This window comes from Rhizobium sp. C104 (assembly GCF_022354505.1).
Taxonomy (GTDB): domain Bacteria; phylum Pseudomonadota; class Alphaproteobacteria; order Rhizobiales; family Rhizobiaceae; genus Rhizobium; species Rhizobium redzepovicii.
Window position 1 is genome coordinate 2,965,467 of record NZ_CP092348.1, and the last position, 21,115, is coordinate 2,986,581.

A 21,115-nucleotide genomic window follows, 5' to 3' on the forward strand; every position below is an offset into this window, starting at 1 on the left:
GCCGATACGGGAGTGACATCGCCGGGACGGAGAAGGTGGAGCTGGATCAGCACCATCTGACCAGCCGTGTCGCCGCTTCCCTGCTTGTCGCCATCCTTGCCTATATCGGCCTGCTCGTCGGCGGCAATCTGGTCATTTCGCCGGCTGCCGCCGTCAATACGCTTTCCTCTTCCGGCCGGGATACACAGCCGCCGCAGCTGACCGCGCGCGATGCCGTGCGTGGCGTGCTTGCCACCGAGCGCCGGCTTGCGCCGAAGCAGGCGGCCCATGACGGCGGATCGCCCATGCTTGCCGCTGCCCCGGATGTCGATCTCGCCGGCTGGACCATTGCAGCCGCCTTTCCGGCATTTGATGCTCCGCGTCATGCCGCGATCTCCAGGACCCATCAACCGCGCGGACCGCCGGTCGCTGCCTGACGTTTGCGCCGAGGCGCTTCCGACATCTGACGACATGCCGCCAGCGCCCGAGCGCCGGCCCTCGATTATCTAAGGAATACAACATGCGTACTTCACCATGGCTGGTGTTCACCTATACGGTGATCATCCTGATCGGCCTATTGATCGCCCTGCCTAACGTCCTGCCGCAATCTGTCCTTCAGCGCGTGCCGGCATGGCTGCCGCATGAACAGGTGTCGCTCGGTCTCGACCTTCGCGGCGGCTCGCATCTCGTTCTGGAAGTCGACGAGGCGGATCTGACCAAGGAGCGGCTGCAATCGCTGCTTCAGGATGCGCGTCGCGTGCTGCGCGAAAAGGGCATCCAGCCGAAGGCCGTCGTCCGCAGCCAGAACCAAATCGTCGTGACGCTGACCGATGCCACGCAGAGCGATGCTGCCGTCACCGACCTCAAGACGCTCGCCAACCCGATCAGCACCGGCCTCAGCGCCGGCCAGTCGGATCTTGATGTCATAGCGAACGGAGCGACCATTACCATCGGCTTCTCCAAGGCCGGCATCTCCGCCAATGTCGACAACGCCGTCCAGCAGAGCCTTGAAGTCATCCGCCAGCGCGTCGACCAGGTCGGCGTTTCCGAGCCGACCATTCAGCGCATCGGCGCCAATCGCGTGCTCGTGCAGCTGCCGGGCGCACAGGATCCGACGCGGCTGCGCCAGCTTCTCGGCTCCACGGCGAAGATGTCGTTCCATATGCTGTCGCCGAACAACCAGCCCGGCCCCGGCGTGACCATGCTGAAGGACGATGAAGGCCGGACCTATCCGGTGCTTGACCGCGTCGAACTCTCCGGCGACCGGCTTTCCGACGCCCGCGTCAGCTTCGACCCGAACACGCATGAGCCGATCGTCAGCTTCCGCTTCGACAGCGCCGGCGCCAGCCGTTTTGCCGATATCACCCGTCAGAATGTCGGCAATCCCTTCGCTATCGTCCTCGACGACAAGGTGCTGAGCGCGCCCGTCATCCGCGAGCCGATCACCGGCGGTTCCGGCCAGATCTCCGGCAACTTCTCGGCCGACAGCGCAACGACGCTTGCCGCCATGCTGCGCGCCGGCGCCCTGCCCGCCAAGCTGACGGTCATCGAGGAACGCACCGTCGGCGCCGACCTCGGCGCCGATGCCATCAAGATGGGTATTTATTCCGGCATCGTCGGCTTTATCCTCGTTGCAGTCTTCATTTTCGTTCTCTATGGCACCTGGGGCGTGCTGGCGAATATCGCGCTGCTGATCCACACGATCCTGACCTTCTCGGCCCTGACGCTGGTCGGTGCGACGCTGACGCTGCCGGGCATTGCCGGTATCGTTCTCGGCATCGGCCTTGCGGTCGATGCGAACGTCCTCATCAACGAGCGTATTCGTGAAGAGACCCGCAAGGGCAAGGGCGCATTCGCCGCCATCGATACCGGCTTCAATCGTGCCTATTCGACGATCATCGACGGCAATATGACGGCCCTGATCGCCGCGGCCATCCTGTTCTTTTTCGGTTCCGGCCCGGTTCGCGGCTTTGCCGTGACCATGGCGCTCGGCCTGATCATCTCGATGTTCACCTCGGTCGCCTTCGTTCGCGTTGCGATGATCGAGATCACCCGCCGTCGGAAGTTCAAGGTGCTGAATATCCGGCCGTTGATCCCGTTCAGCCCTTATGACAAGCACATCGAGTTCATGAAGGCACGCTTCTTCGGCGTCACCGTGTCGGCGCTGCTTTCGATCGCCTCCGTCGTGCTCTTCATTCACCCCGGCCTCAACTACGGCGTCGATTTCCGCGGCGGCATCCAGATGTCCGTCAAGACCCAAGGGGTCGCCGATCTGGCAAAGTTCCGCGAAGGTCTTGATAGTCTCGGCCTCGGCGAAATCACGCTGCAGTCCTTCGGCGACAAAAGCAGCATTCTGGTTCGCGCCCAGCGGCAGGAAGGCGGCGAAGAGGCGCAGACGGCAGCGGTGACCAAGCTGAAGGCCGAAGTCGCCAAGATCGATCCGACCGCCACCGTCGAAGGCACGGATGTCATCGGGCCGAAGGTCAGCGGCGAGCTTGCCTGGGCCGGCATCCTGTCGGTGGTGATCGCCAGCCTCGCGATGCTCATCTATATCTGGGTGCGGTTCGAATGGCCGTTTGCCGTCGGCGCCATCGTCACGCTGGTGCTCGACGTCACCAAGGCGATCGGCTTCTTTGCGATCACCGGCCTCGACTTCAACCTGACGGCCATCGCCGCCATCCTGACGCTCGTCGGTTACTCGGTGAACGACAAGGTCGTCGTCTATGACCGCATGCGTGAAAACATGCGGCTCTACAAGTCGATGCCGCTGCGCGAGATCATCGACAAGTCGATCAACGAGACCCTGGCACGAAGCCTCTACACCAATGCGACGGCCTTCCTCGCCCTGGTGCCGATGGCGATCTGGGGCGGCAGCGCCGTCTCGAGCTTCGCAATCCCGATGGTCTTCGGCATTCTCGTGGCCGGCGCCTCGTCGATCTTCATCGCGGCACCGATCCTGCTCTTCCTCGGCGACTGGCGCCGCCGCCATGCCAAGGCGGCAGCGGCAACCGATGGCGCCGTCGAAATCATCCCGCCGGAACAGGGCCGCCCGCGCAAGTCGGCGAGCTAAAATCCGCCTGTTAACACATCCTTGAAGAGGGCGCCGGTTGCAGAGCCGGCGCCCTCTTTCTATTGTCGATGACTGCAAGGATAAAATCCTGCAGCGATTCAAAGGATTACCGCGCCCGTGGCGCGTCTGATAGGATGTGGGGCGCTAGCAGCAGAGATCGGGGAAACCGCCAAATGTCATCAAACCCGACGAGACGACCGGAAGTGGACGATAGCAGCGAGGAGCGCATCAAGCGTTTTCTCGCAACCGCCTCGCACGATTTGCAATCGCCGCTGCGCCATATCGCCATGTATGCCGAACTGCTGCTCGACGATCTCGAGGGAACGCTCGACGGCGAACAGCTTCAGAGCCTCCGGATGATCATGGAAAAGGCGCAAGCCGCGCAGCGCCTGACCAAGGCATTGATGAGCCTTGCCGGTGGAGCACCTCAGGTGACGCCCGAAGAGGTCGATCTGCAGGCGCTGGCCGAAAATGTCTGGGGCGAACTGACCGATGAAACCGCGGTTTCCGATGCGACACTGGAAAGCCAGGGTCTGCCCTCGCTCCGGAGCGATCCCGCCCTGCTCGGCCTAGTGCTGCGGCATCTGCTGATCAATGCGCTGACCTATCGCAGCGAAGCGCCGCTTCATGTGGTCATCAGCGCGGAGCGGGAGGTGGCGAATTGGTTCATCCGGATTTCCGACAATGGGGCGGGCATTGATCCGGCCTATCGGGAGCGGATCTTCGAGCCGTTCTGGAAATTGCCGAAGGCGGGAACGGTGCCGGGCGCCGGCCTCGGACTGACGACGGCGCGAGAGTTTCTGGCAGCGCTTGGCGGCGATCTCAGCCTCGAACATTCGGATCAAAGCGGCAGCCGCTTCCTCATCCGCCTTCCGGTCGCCTGAGCTTAAAGCGCGCCGCGTCAAACTTGATTCATGCGACGCGCTTTAGTTCTTTGTTTTGATGCATGTCGTTATCCCGGAACCGCTGCACACTACCAGGCGACATGCATCTGAAAGCGTGCGTCTTTTCAGATGCTGTAATCGTCCTTCCAGAAATCCGGGACGTCATAATTCACATATTCGCGGATGATGTGCTGCAGCGTCTGGGCGTCGATTTCGTCCTTGCCGATGCGGAAATCGACGCCGTAATCGGGGAATTCCTGGAAATAGCCGCCCGATATGTCGGTCGAGACGACGCCGATCGGGCCGGTGAAGCCGATGCCGCGCAGTTCCGGCACCGTTTCGCGGAAATCGGCGTTCGGCAGCAGGCGGTTGTCGAGCAGGATGAGATCGAAACGCGCCAAGCGGATCTTTTCCAGCGCGTCACCGATCGATGGCGAATATTCAACCTCGACGGCCGGCTCGGAGAGATCGGCGATCTTCTTCTTGAGCGCACGGAATTCGATGAATTCGTCGTCGACGAAGAGAACCTTCACGGCATTCTTTCGCACAGTTTCGGTGATCATCGACTTAATTTCCCCAATCCCGAAACCGGCTTCACGTGACCAAGCCGTTCCGCAAGGCGATCGCCACCATGTGAACGCGGTTGACGGCGTCAAGTTTGCGCGCAGCCGCGGTGATGTGCGAATTGACCGTATGTTCGGAAAGACCGAGAATGATGGCGATCTCAGCCGACGTCTTGCCTTCGCTCGTCCATTTGACGATTTCCTGCTCGCGCTGGGTGAGCCGCCCGGACATTTCCTGTGTCAGGATTTCCTCATAAAGCTTGTCGAAAATGCGCATCGCGTCGAGAAGCATATCGGCGATCTCGCTCTGATCCGGCTCCTGACGCTCGCCGCTGAGGACGAGGCAATAGCGCCGCCCTTCGGGGGTGAACAGCGGGATGAACAGAAAGACGCCGCTCAGGAACTCATTGAAAACGAGATCCGAGCGATAATCTTCCGGCCGTACGCTCCTGCCATGAACCGGCGTTGCCAGAAACTGGGCGGACTTTGCCCGGACGGTCCCGAGCGCTTCCTTCAACGTCGTGATGAAAAGGCCGACACGCCGTTCGGCGACATTGGTGATGACGATATCGCGTTCCCCGAAAGGGGCAGACGCCTCGGAAATACGGGCAAGCGCGAAATTGTCGAAGTTGTAGTGCTGTGCCGCCGACTTCAGCAGCCGGAAAAAATCGGTGCGGTTGATCGCCCGGCTCAGCTCCGGTCCGGCATGAAAGGGAATTGCCGGGGCGTTGTTCATTCCCACTCTTCCTCTCCTCGATGCCTCCGATCCCGAAATCTTGGGATATACGTCTTAAACGCGAAGAGCTACAAAAATTGCGAGACAGTTGATGACGAATATCGAAACGGGGACTTTCGGCATTCAAAGGCGGAAATCATCAATTATCTCAGCTACAGGTGATGCACGGGCAGATTTTACTGAGCGCAGTAGTTCTTACCTGGGTATCGTTTTCTTCCTGCATTCAACATCCAAGAATGCAGGAAGGCAGTGCCAGACGTAAGCGCGAGAGAGCCGACAGACCCATTTGGCTAAGGGGTTGGCTGATGTTCGTGGCGGCGAACGCGGGTCGATCGGTTCTCTCAGCGCTTATTTTGCCAATCATTTGCTTCGCTTCGGTTGCATCTTGTGGTGCGGCCTCGACCTTGTCAATTGCGCTTTGTCAAATGGTTGGGACATGGGACGGGGAACAGGTTACCGGGCCTTCGCCGCTTCCTACAGCTCAAGATTGAGAATAATCCCGGCAAGATCAAGCGGCTTTTCCAGATAGGCGTCGGCGCCGGCCTCAAGCGAGCGCGCGCGGTCCTCGGCAGCATCCGAGCCGCTGCAGATGGCAAGCCGCATCGCCTTGAAACGGTCGTCCCGGCGCAGCCTTGTTACCAGGGCGATGCCGCTGTCGAGCGGCATGTACAGATCGGCAACCAGCAGTTCCGGCAGCGCCCAGCCTTCCGCCGCGCGCTGCTCCAGCGCCGCCAGTGCCGTCTCGGCGGTCGAAAAACAGAATAGATCGACATCTATCTGCTGCTTCCTGCGGATATAGTCGAGATAGAAGAGATCATCCCTGCTGTCGTCGACGTAAATTATGGTTGGCATTCAGCACCATGATTTGGATATTGTTCGATGAACCTTGCTGTCCTTCGACCTCACGATATCGCGATTTCGCGAAAATTCGATCCATCTTGTCGAAAAATCGTTTCGGAAAAAGCGCGGCGTCGTTCTCCCCTGCCTATTGAGTATTCCTCGATTTCGGAAAAAATGGCCGCGCGAACCGAGGAGGACATGACGGGTGCAGGATAGTGGCAACGTGGACCTGCAGGACCAGCGGCAGCGGCAGCGCTACCGTGGCTTTGCGATTGCGGTCGGCTGCCTGATGTTCCTTCTCGGAATGAGCGCCCTTGCCGGCTGGCTATTGCAGATCCAGGTGATCATTTCGCTGGTTCCCGGCTTTCCGTCGATGGCCTTCAACACCGCGCTCTGCTTCGTGCTGTCCGGCCTTGGGCTTGCCGCCTCGACGCTGGCTGCCCGTCGCTTTCTGATTGCCGCAACGGTCATGACAGGGATTGCGGCGGCGATCGCTGCGGCCCGGCTCTTGGAAATCGTCACCATCGGCCGGACGTTCCACAATATCGACCTGCTGATCACCCGCTTCGTCATTCCGCCGGATTTCATCGCGCAGATCGGCGGCGGCATGGGCCCAAACACGGCCCTGGTCTTCCTGATCGCCAATCTTTCGCTGCTGTTCTCTCTCTACGTCGAGAGGAGAAGCCAGGTGGTGCAGGAGCTGACGAGCTACATCGTTATCACCCTGGGCATGATCGCGCTCGCCAGCTATGTCACCGATGCCGAACAGGGTTACCGCTGGGGGCCTTATGCGGCGATGGCGCTGCATACGGCGGTCGGCATGGTGATCTTCGGCTCAGGCCTGCTGGCGCGCTCCTGGTGGATGCAGCCGGCAAACCGCGCACAGATTCCGCTCTGGATCCCGGCTGCGGTCTGCTTCACCGGCCTCCTCGTCGATCTCTACACGCCGCTCGGCGTTGCCAACGGCATTCTCTATGTGCCGCTGGTGCTGACGGCGCTCTGGTTCGGCAACAGGAATGCGCCGCTTTTCTTCGCGTTTGCCTGCACCGTGCTGTTGATGCTCGGCTTCTTCGCCGTCAGGCACAACGAGGCGGCATTCTGGCAGGAGATCGCCAACCGCACGATTACGGCTGCGACGCTCTGGCTGATCGCGATCCTCGTCTTTTATTTCATGCGCAACAATCATAACCTCGAAACCGAGCGCGTCCGTTTCGGCGCGCTGGTGCGCGGCACGCCCGATGCCGTCATCGTCATCGACGAGAGCGGAACGATCAGGAGCTTCAACCCGGCGGCTGAAAGCATGTTCGGTTACACCCCGCAGGAGACGATCGGCCGGAATATCAAGATGCTGATGCCCGAACCCTACCACTCCGAGCACGACGGCTATCTCGCCCATTACCGGAAGACCGGTGAGGAGCGCATCATCGGCACGACGCGGATGGTTTCCGGACGACGCAGGAACGGCATCGTCTTTCCGATCGACGTTTCCATCAGCGCCGTTTCCACCGGCGATGCGAAGATCTTCGTCGGCATCGTGCGCGATATCAGCGAGCGGGCCCGGCAGGAAGAGCGGATGAAAACGACGCTTGCCCAGCTCGAGGCCTACACGGCCGAACTCGAGCGCAGCAATCACGACCTCGACGAATTCGCCTATATCGCCTCGCATGATCTCAAGGAACCGCTGCGCGGCCTGCATAACCACTCCCGATTCCTGCTAGAGGACTACGAAGACAAACTCGACGACGACGGCGTGCGCCGACTGAACCGGCTGGTGCGCCTCAGCCAGCGCATGGAAAAACTCGTCAACGACCTGCTGTATTTCTCCCGGCTCGGGCGGCAGCAGCTGGCGGTCAAGCGCAGCGATATCGGCCTGATCGTCAAGGATGTCGTCGCGACCATGGAGCTGCTGCTGGAGGAACGCCATGCCAAGGTCATCATCGATGGCCAGTTGCCGGATGTGGTCTGCGACGCGCCGCGGCTGACCGAAGTGTTCCGCAATCTCATCACCAATGCGATCAAATACAACGACAAACCGGCGCCGCTGGTGTCGATCGGCTATCTCGATCGGTTCGTCGGCCAGGACGGCACGATTGCCCGCAACGTGTTTTTCGTCAGGGATAACGGCAAGGGCATACCCCAGGAATTCCATGAGGATATTTTCCGCATTTTCAAACGGCTGGAAAAATCGCAGGATTCCGACGACGGCACCGGAGCAGGCCTCACCTTCGTCCGCAAGATCATCGCGCGGCACAATGGCGATATCTGGCTGGAATCCGAGGTCGGCGCCGGCACCACATTCTACTTCACTCTGGGAAAAAAGCGCGAGGGGCAGAATGCAGCAGCGTGACACGCAACCGATCCTGATCGTCGAGGACAGCGAAGACGATTTCGAAGCGACGATGCGCGCGTTCAAACGCACCAATCTGCGCAACTCGATCCGTTGGGCAGCCTCGGGGCAGGAAGCGCTCGACATGCTGGCCGTGATGGTGCCGAAACCGGGGCTGATCCTGCTCGATCTCAACATGCCGGGCCTTGACGGCCGCAAGACGCTGGAGGCGATTAAATCGAACGCCGGCTGGCGCAAGATCCCGGTGGTGATCCTCACCACGTCCGACGACGAACGGGATATCGAAGGCTGCTATGCGCTCGGCGCCAATACCTATGTCCAGAAGCCGGTCGATCTCGACGGGCTCTTCGCGGCGATCCAGCGACTGAAGGAATACTGGTTCGAAATCGCCATTCTGCCGCTCGAGGACTGACAGATTGGCCGAAGAGTGCAGCATTCTCATCATCGACGACAATATTGACGATCGCGAGGTCTATCGCCGCATATTGGGCCGCGTCTCCAGCACCGCCTATAGCGTCCTGGAGGCGGAGACGGGCGAAGAGGGCCTTGCGCTGAACGGCCGCAAACGGCCGAACTGCATCCTGCTCGACTATTCGCTGCCGGGCCGCAACGGGCTCGGCGTTCTTGCCGATATTCTGGAGAACGATCCCGCCGCCAACGTCATCATGTTGACCGGCCAAGGCAGTGAAACCGTCGCCGTCGAGGTGATGAAGGCCGGCGCACGCGACTATCTCACCAAGGATTCGCTGTCGCCGGAAACGCTGCATCGCTGCATCCAGAACGCCATCATGCACGGCATGCTGGAAGCGCAGTTGGAACAGAAGCGGCAATCGCTCGAGATTTTCACACGCGCCATGGCCCATGATCTGAAGGAGCCGCTCAGGACGATCAAATCCTTCAGCCGCATCCTGCACGGTTCTGCTGCGCTTCCGGCCGACGACCGGGAACTGCTCGATTACGTGTTGAGTGCCGCCGACCATATGGAAGACCTGATCGTCAAGGTCTCGGGCTTCACCAGGCTCGAAGCCTCCGGCGGGCCGGAGCTCACGCCGGTTTCGCTCTCTGCCGTACTCGACCAGGTGGAGGACAATCTGCGCCAGCAGACCGAAAGCCGCGGCGCGATCATCATCCGCGGCGCGCTGCCGGAGGTCATGGGCGATGCGACGCTGCTGACCCAGCTGTTGCAGAACCTCGTGTCGAATGCCATCCGCTATTGCGAGCAGAAGGTTCCGGAGGTCACGATCTCAGGCGAAGCCCATGGCGATTTCTGCCGCCTCACCGTACGCGACAACGGGCCCGGCATCGATCCTCAGCATCGCGAATTGATCTTCCAGCCGTTCAAACGCCTCGTCGGCCGCGGCATCGAGGGCACCGGGCTTGGCCTTGCCATCTGCCGCCGCATCGCACAACTGCATGGCGGCTCGATCTGGTGCGAGGCGGAGGATGGCCCGGGTGCCACTTTCGTTCTCGACGTGCCGCTCGCCGAGACGAGGCCCGAGCCGCTGCCGGCAGCGGCCATCCCGCACAGCGGCAAGCCTGCGGAGCAGCCGGGTGAAGGCGAAGGCAGGCTTGCCGAAGTGCTGTTGGTGGAGGACAGCCCGGCCGATATCCAGCTTCTGAAGATCAAGCTGATGCGGCGGGAGAAGGTGAATTTCAATCTGCATGTCGCCACCAACGGGCGCGAGGCGATGCGGCTGCTCGAAGAACGCGCCTGTATTGCCGAGGTGCCGCAGATCGACCTGATGCTGCTCGATATCAACATGCCGATCATGGACGGCTTCGAGGTGCTGCGTGCGCTTTCCACCGATGTCCGCCTCAACCAGATTCCCGTCTGCATTCTCAGCACGTCAAGCGATGAGACCGACCGGCAACGGGCCAGAAATCTCGGTGCGCGCGCCTATATGGTCAAGCCGCCGACCCTGCAGCAACTCGAAGAGGCACTCGAATATGTCGATCATCTGGAATTGCTGCAGCGCGGCGATTCGCTTGCGCTTTGTGCGGAACAAAACTAAGCGGTGGTCATTGGCAACGGTATGACCTTCGCAACTCTCATACTCGCGCTCCTGACGACTCCGCTTCAATCAGGACTGCTTCCGATGGTATCAGGCATACATCACGTCACGGCCGTCACCCGAAAGGTGCAGGCGAACGTGGACTTTTACGCAGGTTTTCTCGGCCTGCGGCTGGTCAAGCAGACGGCCGGCTACGAGGACGCGACGCAACTCCATCTGTTCTACGGCGATGCGGCAGGGACGCCGGGTTCGCTGCTTACCTTCCTCGCATGGGAAGACGGTGCGCCCGGCCGGGCCGGCTACGGCCAGATCAGTGAAATATCACTGTCGATCGATCCCGCCAGCATCGGTTACTGGCTGACGCGCGCCATGAGCTTCGGCCTGCGCTCGGAAGGACCGGCGGACGAATTCGGCGAGCCCGTGCTCCGGCTGAAGGACCCCGACAACATCATCCTCAAGCTCGCCGGTGCAAAGCACGTCACATCGCCGGCGGCCTGGCACGGCGCCTCGATCCCCGCGGAGCACGCCATCCAGCGCGTGCGCGGCGCGACCATGCTGACGGAAAAGCCGACTGAAAGCCGCAGCTTCCTCGAGAGCCATTTCGGCTACCGCTTCCATGCCAATCGCGGCACGATCGACAGACTGGTTTCGCAGTCCGGCGACGTCATCGACGTGCGCGATGCCCGCGGCTTCTGGTCCGGCGCGCCGGGCACCGGGACCGTCGATCACGTTGCCTTCCGCGCTGCCGACGAGGAGACGCTGCATTCCGTCCGCAAGGCCCTGGAAGCCACCGACGCATCGCCGACCAACATGCACGACCGCAAATATTTCCGCTCACTCTATGCCCGTGAGCCCGGCGGCACGTTGATAGAGCTTGCGACCGACAAGCCGGGCATGATCGTGGATGAAGAGCAGGCCGCTCTCGGGACGAAGCTGTTTGCGCCGCCCGAAGCGATCACCAATCTCCATGACCTGAAGGTCGTGCTGCCGCAGTTTGCAATGCCCGGCCAACCGCGCATCAATTACCGCGAGCTGCCTTTCGTCCACCGTTTCTATACGCCGCCGGATCCCGACGGCAGCGTCTTCGTGCTGCTGCACGGCTCCGGCGGCAACGAGACGACGCTGATGCCGCTGCTGAACAAGGCGGCACCGCGGGCGACTCTGCTCGGCGTGCGCGGCAGGGCGACCGAGGAAGGGTTTCCGCGCTGGTACAAGCGCATTACTCCCTTCTCCTTCGACCAGAACGACATCAAGACCGAGGCGGAGGCCTTCGCCGCCTTCATCGAGGGCGCCGTCAAATCCTACGGGCTCGATCCCCAGAAGGTCGTCTATGTCGGCTACTCCAACGGCGCCAACCTGTTGAACTCGCTGCTCTACCTGCATCCGAACCTGGTTCACAAGGCGGTGCTGCTGCGCTCCATGCCGGTGCTCAGCGACTATCCGCATGCCGACCTGAAGGGCACCGACCTGCTCGTCATCAGCGGCAAGACGGATGCCTACGGCAAATATGCGAGCGAGCTGGAAGATCGGCTGAAGAGTTCGGGCGCCACGGTCGATTCCGACGTCATTCCCGGCGGCCATGATCTCGGCGATGCCGATGTGCCGATCATCCAGAAATGGCTGCTGCAGGAAAACCGCTAAAGCATGTCGCGCAAAACTGCGCAGCGGTTTTGCGGCAACGACATGCGCAAAAACAAAGAGCTAAGGCGCGGGGAGCGAATCTGAAAGATCGCGACGCGCTTTAGGCGCCGGTTCCGAAATGCTTAAACCAGAACGCGGGAAGCGCGGGCAACCATGATGCCGGCGAGCACGACGGCAGCGCCGAGCGCCTGCATCGTGCCGATCGCTTCGTTCAGCAGCCCCCAGGCAAGGATAGCCGCGATGACCGGCTGCAGCAGCAGCGTCAAAGAGGAAAAGGCCGGCGGCAGATAGGCCAGCGCATAGGTGATCGCCACCTGCCCGCCGGCATGGCTGATAAAGGCGAGACCGAAAAGGATCGACCAGCCATAGAGGCTCGCGGGCAGCATCTGACCTTCGTAAAAGAAGCCGATCGGGAAGATGAAAATGGCAGCGGACGCCGTGCTCCACATCATGATTCTGATCGTATCGAACCGGCTGCGCAGCCTGCCGATCGCCAGGATATAACAAGCGTAGAAGAAGGCCGCGATCATCGCGATGCCATCGCCGCTGAGGTCGCCATTGCCGATGGCTGCCGGCCCGCCCTTTAGAACGACGACGCCTGCCAAGGCCAAGGCAAGCCCGAACAGGAAAACGCCGCTGATCCTCGCTCCGAAAAAGACGAAGGCGATCATCGTGACGAAGACCGGTGCGAGGTTGGCCAGCAGCGTCGCATTGGCAACCGAAGTCATGGTGAGCGAAAGGTGCCAGGCGGCGAGATCGAGCGACAGCATGACGCCCGGCAGGATCAGCATGCCGTAATCGGAAAGGCTTTGCGGCCTCGCCCCCGCATCCTTCTTCATGAGCGAGACGATGAAGATCGGGATCAGTGCCAGCGCCACGCGCCAGAAGGCCGTCGCCATCGGCCCGACCTCGGAGAGCCGGACGAAGATCGGCGAGCCGCCGATTGCCGCCCCGCCGAGAATGAGGGCTGCAAGGGCGAGGCGATTGGAAGGCGAGGCTTCGGAAAGGGTGGAGGCAGCCTGCAACATGATCTCGATATTTCTGGTCGCCCGAAAGCAGGGCGATGGGATGTTGGCTGCCGTGAGTATCAGATGTCGATCATGAACGACAGCCGCCAAGCGACATAGGAATGTAAAATCAGGGGGAATGTAAAATCAGGGGAATGTAAAATCAGGCCGGATGCGTGTGTGTCGTGTTCACCCGCAGCTTTCCGGCAATCTCGTTTGCGACGAAGAAGGCATGCTCGGTCACCTGCGGCAGGCCCATCGAGCTCGCCGAAGGTGCCGCGCGCCAGCGGGCCGGAGATCAGCAGCGACGGATCCGCCTCTCCTGACCGGCCGATCGCCTCCGAATGCCCGGTGCAGGCAAGGCCGAGGCCAGTGGGATCGAGCGACAGGTGGCCGTTTGCCGCAAGGGCTGCAAGCCAGGGCTGAGTTTCGAGAATGCCGCCATGGGCCGGGCCGGTGGTGACGATGACGGCGTCATAACTCCGCTCCAGCGGCTGGCGGTGCTGCCGCGGCTGCAAGGTGCACAGGATGAACTCGCCCTCGATGCGCGCATCGGCGACGGAGCCGGCAAGGATCTCGAGCCGGCCGGTAGCAATCGCCGCGTCGAGCACGGCCTCGACTTGCGGAGCGATGCGGAACCGGTGCACGTCCCAATAGGGACGAAGATGGCGGACGAGGCGGCGGCGTTCGGCAACCGGCAACGCCTGCCAGAGATCATATCCCTGCGCCCGCACCTGATCGATCACGCCGTGCCAGCTGATCCCTTCCGCTTTTGCCGCATCGATGGCGGCGCGGATCCTTGCCAGCAGCGAGCCGGCGGAATGGGTCGCATCGGCGAGGAAATCGCCGAAGAGCGGCTGCGGCACCGGCGCATGCCCGCGCGAACGCAGGCCACGGCGCGAGATCGCGGTCACCGGCCCCTCATGTCCGTGCTCGGCAAGCGAGGCGATGACGTCGGCCGCCGTCAGGCCGTTGCCGATGACCAACACCCGGTCATGCGGGCGGATGACCTGGAGCGCGCCGGGTTTGGTGGTATCCACGACGAAACGCGGATGGTCGGCGAGCCGGCTCGCCAGCTGGCCGGGGGCTGCGGGCGGCGGATGGCTGGTGGCGATCGCGATGATATCGGCCTCGGTCACGCCGCCTCTATCGTCGCGGATCGTCCAGCGGCCGGCACGACGCTCGACGCCGGTGACCGCGGCGTGACAATGACGCACGCGACCGTCTTCCAGCAGTGGTTTCAGCAGCGAGGCGACATATTCGCCGAACAGCTGGCGCCGCGGGAAAAGCGAGCCATCGGGCTGTTTGGCCTTGCTGTCGCCGGCAACGGCATCGCGAGCTTCGATCCAGGCCTGGAATTCGCCCAGATCGTCCGGCTGCAGGCTCATCTTGGCAGCCGGGACATTGATGCGGTGCGCCAGATCATCCGTGTCGTAGGCAAGGCCGCGGCCGAGTTCGGCGCGCGGCTCGAAGACCAGGATGACGGGAGCTTCGCCGCAATTCGCCCGGGCGAGATGATAGGCGACGCCGGCGCCGGAGACGCCGCCGCCGATAATGGCGACGACAGGCCGTTCGGATTTCGGGAAAGGCTTGGACTGCATGGTGGCCGTATCATCGCTTTAGATGCCCAAGCATAGAAGCCGGGCATGGGCCGCGCAATCCTCTGCCGGCAATTGTCTATAAATATTATATAGATTGAACCTATGCCGATATCGTCGTCGAAAAATCGGGGTTGCCGCGGATCGTATTGCTCACCGTGCAGATCTCGTCTTCGGCCGCATGGACGATTCTCTGCCGGGTCTCCTCATCGATATCGCCTCTGATCGAGAAGGCGATATTGAACCTCGCAACGCGCGAAAGGCCTTCCGTCGCCTTCTCGCCGGTGACCTCGGCGGTGATGCCGCTGATCCTGTCGAGAACGCCCATCTGGCTGGCGGCCATGCGGGCGCTGAGCACGAGGCAGGCCGAGAGCGAGGCATAGAGCAGGTCGAGCGGATTGAAACCCGGCTGCGACGGCGCGGTGACGATATCGATCTCGCCTTTGGTGGCGGAGGTGACATGCGGAAAACCGGTGCGGCCGAGAGCGGCGGTGGCGCCGGTCGGGCGGGGGCGGGCCTTGAGATCGACCATGGTGAAATCCTTTGACGAACATTCTGCAGATGGCAATCGCCGCCCGGCGCCGCAAGAGGCAAGTGCCACCCATCGGTTTCGGAACCTTTCCATCCGTCATCAGTTGATTACACCTGAACGAAATCGGTGCCAAAGGTGGATTGCGATGCCTGATGTCCGCAGTATGGATCGCCAAGGCCGGCGCATGGACGCCCGCGATCGGCTGATCGTCGCGCTTTATGTGCAGCTGAAGGCCGAGCGCGAAACACGCGAGACGCTGGAATGGGCGATTCGCAACGGCGCCGTCTCACAAGAGGTGCTGGAGGCGATCGCGGGCGATCCGGTGCCTGTCGTCACCAGCGAGGATATCGCCTCCGTGGAGAAGATCATCGCCCTCGACGAGCGGCGCAAACCAAATCGGAACTAAAGAGGAGATCCGAAATGGCCGATATCACCTATCAGGTCGTGCCGCATGACAATGGCTGGGCTTACAAGCTCGGCGACACGCTTTCTGAAACCTATGCCACGGCCGATGAAGCGATCGTTCACGCCAGGGACGCCGCGTCGCGCCAGAAGATCGGCGATGGCGACGCGCTGCTCGCCTATCCCGCGCCTGACGGACGCGGCTGGGCCTTTCAAGAACTCGAAACCGACAAGAGCAACAGTCGGCTCTGATTTGCGACGGAGGATGGAATGGCCGCGCGGGCAAGCTGGAAAGGTCATCTGAAAGTGGGCGACCTTGCCTGCGCCGTCGGGCTTTACACCGCCATTTCCTCCTCCGACCGCGTCTCCTTCAACATCATCAATCGCAGGACCGGCCACCGGGTGGAGCGGCAATTCATCGACAGTGAAACCGGCAAACCGGTCGAGCGGGACGACCAGGTCAAGGGCTACCAGTTGGAGAATGGCGATTACATCGTCATCGAGGGCGACGAGATCGCCGCACTCATGCCGGAAAGCGACAAGGTGCTGAATATCAAGGCTTTCATCGCCTATGACGGCATCGACAAGCTCTATTTCGACCGTCCGTACTATCTCGCGCCCGTAGACGAACATGATGAAGAGGCGCTGGCGCTGATTGCCAGGAGCATGCTTGACGGCAAAGTCGCAGCACTTGCCGAAGCCGTGCTTTTCCGACGCAACCGGACGCTGCTGATCCGCCCGCATGACGACCACATCGTCGCGACCATGCTGAACTTCGACTACGAGGTGCGCTCGGCCGACAGCGTCTTTGACGACATTCCCGACTTTAAATTCGACAAGGAGATGCTCGAGCTCGCAGGCCATATCCTCAAGACCAAGCAAGGCACCTTCGAGCCGAGCGAATATGAGGATCGTTACGAGGCTGCCCTCGTCGAGCTGGTGAAGGCAAAAATCGAGGGCCGGGCACTGCCAAAGAAAAAGCAGCCCCGGGAAAGTAAGGTCGTCGACCTGATGGAGGCGCTGCGACAGAGCGCCGGGCTGAGCGGCAAGGCCACTGCAAAGAAGGCGCCAGCGAAGAAGGCACCGGCACGCAGCGACAGCCGCAGCAAGAAGGCGAGCTGAGCTGGCTTTTGAGATCTATCGAGTGAAATGCCCTCACCTTTTCGCTAATGCGGTTTGCGCCCGTCATCCGCGGCAAGGCTCTTCTTCAGCGCATCCATGATGTTGATGACGTTGCCGGTCGATTTCACCGGCGCGGGCTTTTTCGCGGGAGCGGCCTTCTTCAGGCTCTTTTGCTTGCCGCGGATCATCGATTTCAGGCGCTTCTGGATCGGATCCTGCACCATGGCCGGGCTCCAATCCTTGGTCTCTTCCTTCACCAGCCGTTTCATCAACGTTAGAAGCTTGCTGTCGATCTCGGCCTTGCTGTCGAGTTCGGTCACCGGTTCACGCACCTCGTCGCCATAACGCAGCGTCCAGAGAATGATGCCCTTGCCCTGCGGCTCCAGGAGCACGGCACGCTCGCGACGATAAAGCACCAGCCGGGCGATGCCGACCACATCGTTTGCCTTCATTGCCTCACGAATGACGCAGAAGGCTTCCACCCCAACCTTATCCTCGGGCGCCAGAAAATGCGGTTTGTCGTACCAGATCCAGTCGATCGAGCCGCGCGGCACGAAGCTGTCGATATCGATGGTGCGGGTGCTTTCGAGCCCGACCTCCTCGATCTCCTCGTCTTCCAGCAGAACATAGTCGTCCTCGCCGCGGGGATAACCTTTCACCTGATCCCGGTCGGCGACCGGCTTGTGGGTGACGCTGTCGACATAGCGGCTTTCGACGCGGTTCTTCGTCTGGCGATTGAGAACGTGGAAGCGCACCTTATTGCTTTCGGTCGTCGCCGGCGTCAGCGAGACGGCTGCCGTCACCAGCGAGAGCTTGAGGTAGCCCTTCCAGAATGTCTGACGTGCCATGTCTGTCTCCCGGACACGGTTGGACATCGCATTCAACGGCGGAGCCGATGTTTGGTTCCGAAAATTGGGTGCGCCGTAAAATCGCCTGGGTAGTGCCAATAGTCCAGAGTCGATCGGATGGTTAACGGCGCGACATGATGACATGATTATATCGGCTGGATTCGCGGAATGAGTTCGCTTAAAGTCGCGCCGCATGGCGAAGTGAGACGTGCCGCCTCGAGAAGCTTGGGGCCACTGGTCAAATTGCCCTGGCCAGATCGCCCACCGAAACGGGCAGTTTGGGAAACTAGGACGACGTTATCGAAACCGCCAAAAACGAATTCGTTCTTCGCGAGCGGAAGCCGAGGATGCGCAGATCAGTTCCCGCCTCCGTTCAATCGAATACCGGCATCGCCTTGATCGTGGCGAACAGCCGGGGTTCTGCAGATTGATTTATATGAGCCCTTGATGACGATAGAAAATGCAGCTTTGGCAAGACACCACTATCCGGCGGGCTACCACCGGCAGTCTGTGCCTCGGTGGCGCGTCCGGCGCGATGTGCTGGCAAAGCTGGTCCTTACGATAGCATTTTACGCGTCTCTATGGCGGGCGACAGGCATGTGGTACGGCCTGCCTGCAAACTTCGACGACGGCGCCGCGGTCGACCCGCTGCCGATGAAAATATTGCTCTACGGCCTTATCCCTTTGTCAGGATTATATTTTCTGTTGGAACAGAAACAGTTCCTACGGGTCTTTTCAAGGTTTTCGCCGTTCATCGTGGTTGTCGGCATTTCCTGCCTGACATCGATCGTCTTCTCCATCGACAAGACCGCATCCTTAAAGGGATTGGCTGCGGTCATCGTTCTCGCCATCCCGCCTCTTCTGTACCGCGCGCGCTACGGCAATGTCGAAGCCTTCCGAGTCCTCGGGCGTTTTGCGATTGCCGCCGCATTCATCAACGTTCTCTACACAGCAGCTTTCCCACAATTCGCCATCATGCGTGGCAGCTATGCGGGCATGGTCAAAGGCGCATTTTATCATAAGAACACGTTGGGGCAGTTTTGCTCGGTCAGTTTTGTCTGTCTGCTATCGACGGAGAAATTCGGCCGGCTTCGTTACAGTACCCTGGTACGCTGGGCTGCAATGCTCTGCCTTCTCGCCTTGATTGTGGCAACGAAGTCCTCGACGGCTGTCGTCTTGACGATGTTCGGCAGCATGATGCTGTATGGCATTCGCGTTATTCACATTTACCCGAACCGCCTTTTTCGTTCCTTCGTCGTTTTCCTGTTGTTCGTGATCATCGGGTTCGGCGCCAGCTTCGTTTACCTCGGCGTGGCTTCAGCGGTTGCAGAAGCATTCGGCAAAGATATTACTTTCTCCGGTCGCACCAATATCTGGGAACAGCTATTGCCATTGATCTGGGATAGGCCCCTAACAGGTTATGGGTTTGCGATGTTTCGTCAGCCCGATGTCATGGAAGAGTACGTCAAGGTTACCTTCGATGCACGATCGACCCATAACACCTATCTTGAGCTAGCGCTCAATATCGGCATTCCAGGCGTTACCGCATGGACGTTGTTTGCGCTGACCCGCGTGTTCCGGAAGATGACAATCGTCGACCCCGATCCGGCAGAATCCGGCGCCAGGCGAAAGGAGATTGTTATCATCATCCTCATCATGCTTGGAGCCATGACCGAGGCAGGCATGATGCTGGCACCTTTCATTTGCTGGCCACATATGGTCATCGCACTCTCGGAACTGCGTCCCAGGTTGCGAACAAACCGGAATCAACGCCAGCCTTGAGGGAGGGTGTGTTCGACGTCTGGCGATAGAGCGCCTCATTCCGTCCTTCTTGTCGCATCGGTCAATATCGTCGGCCGCCGGATGGGCATGCGAGCAGCCGTTCAAATCGAGAAATACCGCTTCTGCCAGGGCAGCATGTTTTCCTGCCACGCACGCGGCGTGAAATCGTCATAAGCAGTCTCAGCGATCGCCAACATCCAATTCTGCTCCTTGCGGGCCAGCAAGACGCATGACAGTTCCATGCCGGCTTCGACCGTTATAGATGGCCGGTTGGCGCCCGGTATATCGATCCCCTTGTTACGCCACTGGATGCGGATTTCGTCGGGCTCGGATGTCCATTCACCTGAAGAAACGGAAGCCTTTCCGTCGGGTTTGACGCGAAGCGGCGGCGGAGTGACGTTCAGAAAGCTGCCGTCATTGAAATAGTTGCCGTCAATGTCCCCCGCAGTCGCCTCCCCGTTTCCCTTCAGCAGAATGCCCTGCTTGCACCGCAGGAATATGTTGCGCCGAAAGCTTCCGGACCATGGTCGATTGGCGAAAAAAGCGATGTCACATTCGCTGATGACGTTATCGTGGATATTCATATCTTTGCGAAATGCCAGATTCTGATCGGAATAACCGCTCAAACTCACGCCGCGATTGCTGTTCTCGATCCTGTTGTCATAAACATGGTGGCCGGCATGGCTGACTTGATCGCCAACTCCATAACCGAAGGAATAATCGTTCATCCTGCCGTCGCGCATGATGTTACTGCGCACGACGGCGTCGTCGCCGATCGATGAAAAAGAAAAATTCTTCCCGCCGATGAAATTATATTCAACGAGGTAGTTTCGGGTCCTGCCGCAAACCAGCGCCCCCTTGTTCGAGGTGCTGGTCGGTCTTTGTAAAAGAAGGTTGCCCCGGACCACCACATTGGAACTTATATAGCTATCTTTGTTTTCGTAGGCGAATTGGCAACAATCCGCTCCTTGGCCGGGCGCTGCGCCGACGCGGTTGTTTTCCAGCAAAACATTCGACGTCATCGTAAGGTAAATGCCGTCGCCGTTCACATTTTCTGTTTCGCAGCGCCTTACGACAAGATTCTTGCCGTTGTGAAATTTGAAGCCGCGCGGAGAGTTCTTGACCACCACGTCTTCGACCACCGTGTCGGAAAACACCTGATAAGCGACGCCGATATCCTCAGCACCGTCGATGACCTGCCCCCGTGTGGATGCTCCATGAATTTTCTTTCGCAAGATGGCGGGCATCAGATCTTCCTTCGATACGCTTGTCGCTGACAATAGTGAGCGACGGTGTGGCGGATGTTTGAATATCTGAAAATTATCTTCACCTGAACGGCCGCTGAGAATCTCTGCACATAGACCAATAGAGACAGTCCGCCCCGATTATCGCGTTCAACCAGCCGACGCCCTCGCAGCGAGTTGAAGTCGCATTGCATCTCGGGTCGAGGATCGGCCGGTACCGGGCTCGTCACATGTTCGCCCGATTTTTCCTGCATGGCGTTCTGGCAACGCCGCCGCTGCGTTTCAGCAGCTCATTTTAATCGCCCGTCAGTCTTCTTCTGTGGCCTGAGTTGGGGACCGTTGAAAGGCAGCTGTTTAGTCAATCACTGTTGAGTTGATGGACGCCATTCTTCTCCTCGTCGGCGCCATCGGACCAGTGGTAAAAAAAACACTATCTCGAAAACATAGATGACCTTGCGCTCGCTCGCTGGGCCTCTATCTCTGGGCCGAAAGCGCCTCTAAGGCGAGT

At 60.3% G+C, this 21,115-nt stretch carries 18 protein-coding genes and 1 pseudogene; 11 read left to right on the forward strand and 8 right to left on the reverse strand.

Annotated elements, in window-relative coordinates; genetic code table 11:
- The first annotated feature begins 35 nt into the window (after window positions 1-35).
- The 3 genes from MF410_RS15840 (at window position 36) to MF410_RS15850 (ending at window position 3,933) form a co-directional block, all read left to right on the forward strand.
- Window positions 36-416 carry a hypothetical protein gene (locus MF410_RS15840; RefSeq protein ID WP_097623860.1) on the forward strand — a complete coding sequence of 127 codons (381 nt, stop codon included), beginning with the start codon at window positions 36-38 and terminating at the stop codon, window positions 414-416.
- Between the two features lie 83 nt (window positions 417-499).
- Complete coding sequence (gene secD / locus MF410_RS15845) at window positions 500-3,049, forward strand: protein translocase subunit SecD (RefSeq protein ID WP_097623859.1); 2,550 nt, start codon at window positions 500-502, stop codon at window positions 3,047-3,049.
- A 173-nt stretch (window positions 3,050-3,222) separates the two neighbouring features.
- Window positions 3,223-3,933, forward strand: coding sequence for an ATP-binding protein (locus MF410_RS15850; protein WP_097623858.1), 711 nt, complete (start codon window positions 3,223-3,225; stop codon window positions 3,931-3,933).
- Window positions 3,934-4,058: 125 nt separating this feature from the next.
- Here MF410_RS15850 and MF410_RS15855 read toward each other — a convergent pair whose 3' ends face one another.
- From MF410_RS15855 to MF410_RS15865, 3 genes are all read right to left on the reverse strand, one after another.
- On the reverse strand, window positions 4,059-4,496 hold the full coding sequence (locus MF410_RS15855) for a response regulator (RefSeq protein ID WP_097623857.1): 438 nt from the start codon (window positions 4,494-4,496) through the stop codon (window positions 4,059-4,061).
- A gap of 31 nt (window positions 4,497-4,527) precedes the next feature.
- Entirely contained in the window at window positions 4,528-5,232 is a 705-nt protein-coding gene (locus MF410_RS15860) for a LuxR C-terminal-related transcriptional regulator (RefSeq protein ID WP_097623856.1), read from the reverse strand.
- A 474-nt stretch (window positions 5,233-5,706) separates the two neighbouring features.
- Complete coding sequence (locus MF410_RS15865; RefSeq protein WP_097623855.1) at window positions 5,707-6,084, reverse strand: response regulator; 378 nt, start codon at window positions 6,082-6,084, stop codon at window positions 5,707-5,709.
- A gap of 193 nt (window positions 6,085-6,277) precedes the next feature.
- Here MF410_RS15865 and MF410_RS15870 point away from each other — a divergent pair, with 193 nt between their 5' ends.
- Genes MF410_RS15870 through MF410_RS15885 form a run of 4 tightly spaced genes read left to right on the forward strand, consistent with a single transcriptional unit; the run spans window position 6,278 to window position 12,072 of the window.
- Window positions 6,278-8,419 carry a PAS domain-containing sensor histidine kinase gene (locus MF410_RS15870; RefSeq protein ID WP_097623854.1) on the forward strand — a complete coding sequence of 714 codons (2,142 nt, stop codon included), beginning with the start codon at window positions 6,278-6,280 and terminating at the stop codon, window positions 8,417-8,419.
- Complete coding sequence (locus MF410_RS15875; RefSeq protein ID WP_003584210.1) at window positions 8,406-8,831, forward strand: response regulator; 426 nt, start codon at window positions 8,406-8,408, stop codon at window positions 8,829-8,831. Before MF410_RS15870 ends, MF410_RS15875 begins: the two co-directional genes overlap by 14 nt.
- 4 nt (window positions 8,832-8,835) lie before the next feature.
- Window positions 8,836-10,431 carry a response regulator gene (locus tag MF410_RS15880; protein ID WP_097623853.1) on the forward strand — a complete coding sequence of 532 codons (1,596 nt, stop codon included), beginning with the start codon at window positions 8,836-8,838 and terminating at the stop codon, window positions 10,429-10,431.
- Window positions 10,432-10,452: 21 nt separating this feature from the next.
- Window positions 10,453-12,072, forward strand: coding sequence for a VOC family protein (locus MF410_RS15885; RefSeq protein WP_179867051.1), 1,620 nt, complete (start codon window positions 10,453-10,455; stop codon window positions 12,070-12,072).
- Between the two features lie 122 nt (window positions 12,073-12,194).
- Here MF410_RS15885 and MF410_RS15890 read toward each other — a convergent pair whose 3' ends face one another.
- From MF410_RS15890 to MF410_RS15900, 3 genes and pseudogenes are all read right to left on the reverse strand, one after another.
- Window positions 12,195-13,100 carry a DMT family transporter gene (locus tag MF410_RS15890; protein WP_097623852.1) on the reverse strand — a complete coding sequence of 302 codons (906 nt, stop codon included), beginning with the start codon at window positions 13,098-13,100 and terminating at the stop codon, window positions 12,195-12,197.
- Window positions 13,101-13,242: 142 nt separating this feature from the next.
- Window positions 13,243-14,727, reverse strand: a pseudogene (locus tag MF410_RS15895) (FAD/NAD(P)-binding protein).
- A 53-nt stretch (window positions 14,728-14,780) separates the two neighbouring features.
- The gene (locus MF410_RS15900) at window positions 14,781-15,209 is read right to left on the reverse strand and encodes an OsmC family protein (protein WP_097623850.1); all 429 of its coding nucleotides are present in this window, start codon (window positions 15,207-15,209) and stop codon (window positions 14,781-14,783) included.
- 145 nt (window positions 15,210-15,354) lie between these two features.
- Here MF410_RS15900 and MF410_RS15905 point away from each other — a divergent pair, with 145 nt between their 5' ends.
- The 3 genes from MF410_RS15905 to MF410_RS15915 are packed head-to-tail and all read left to right on the forward strand — an operon-like array spanning window position 15,355 to window position 16,733.
- Window positions 15,355-15,615 (forward strand): hypothetical protein, encoded by a 261-nt coding sequence (locus MF410_RS15905; RefSeq protein ID WP_097623849.1) that lies wholly within the window; start codon window positions 15,355-15,357, stop codon window positions 15,613-15,615.
- A gap of 14 nt (window positions 15,616-15,629) precedes the next feature.
- Window positions 15,630-15,863: a DUF2188 domain-containing protein gene (locus MF410_RS15910; protein ID WP_003570400.1), complete on the forward strand. Its 234-nt coding sequence runs from the start codon at window positions 15,630-15,632 to the stop codon at window positions 15,861-15,863.
- Between the two features lie 18 nt (window positions 15,864-15,881).
- On the forward strand, window positions 15,882-16,733 hold the full coding sequence (locus MF410_RS15915; protein ID WP_097623848.1) for a Ku protein: 852 nt from the start codon (window positions 15,882-15,884) through the stop codon (window positions 16,731-16,733).
- 44 nt (window positions 16,734-16,777) lie between these two features.
- On the opposite strand, the gene MF410_RS15920 is transcribed toward MF410_RS15915, so the two are convergent.
- Window positions 16,778-17,581, reverse strand: coding sequence for a Ku protein (locus MF410_RS15920; protein WP_097623847.1), 804 nt, complete (start codon window positions 17,579-17,581; stop codon window positions 16,778-16,780).
- Window positions 17,582-18,028: 447 nt separating this feature from the next.
- Between MF410_RS15920 and MF410_RS15925 the strand changes: the two genes are divergently transcribed.
- Window positions 18,029-19,363, forward strand: a complete 1,335-nt coding sequence (locus MF410_RS15925; protein WP_097624164.1) for an O-antigen ligase family protein — start codon at window positions 18,029-18,031, stop codon at window positions 19,361-19,363.
- A 101-nt stretch (window positions 19,364-19,464) separates the two neighbouring features.
- Here the strand turns inward: MF410_RS15925 and MF410_RS15930 are convergent, their stop codons facing one another.
- Entirely contained in the window at window positions 19,465-20,610 is a 1,146-nt protein-coding gene (locus MF410_RS15930; protein ID WP_097623846.1) for a right-handed parallel beta-helix repeat-containing protein, read from the reverse strand.
- Between the last annotated feature and the right edge of the window lie 505 nt (window positions 20,611-21,115).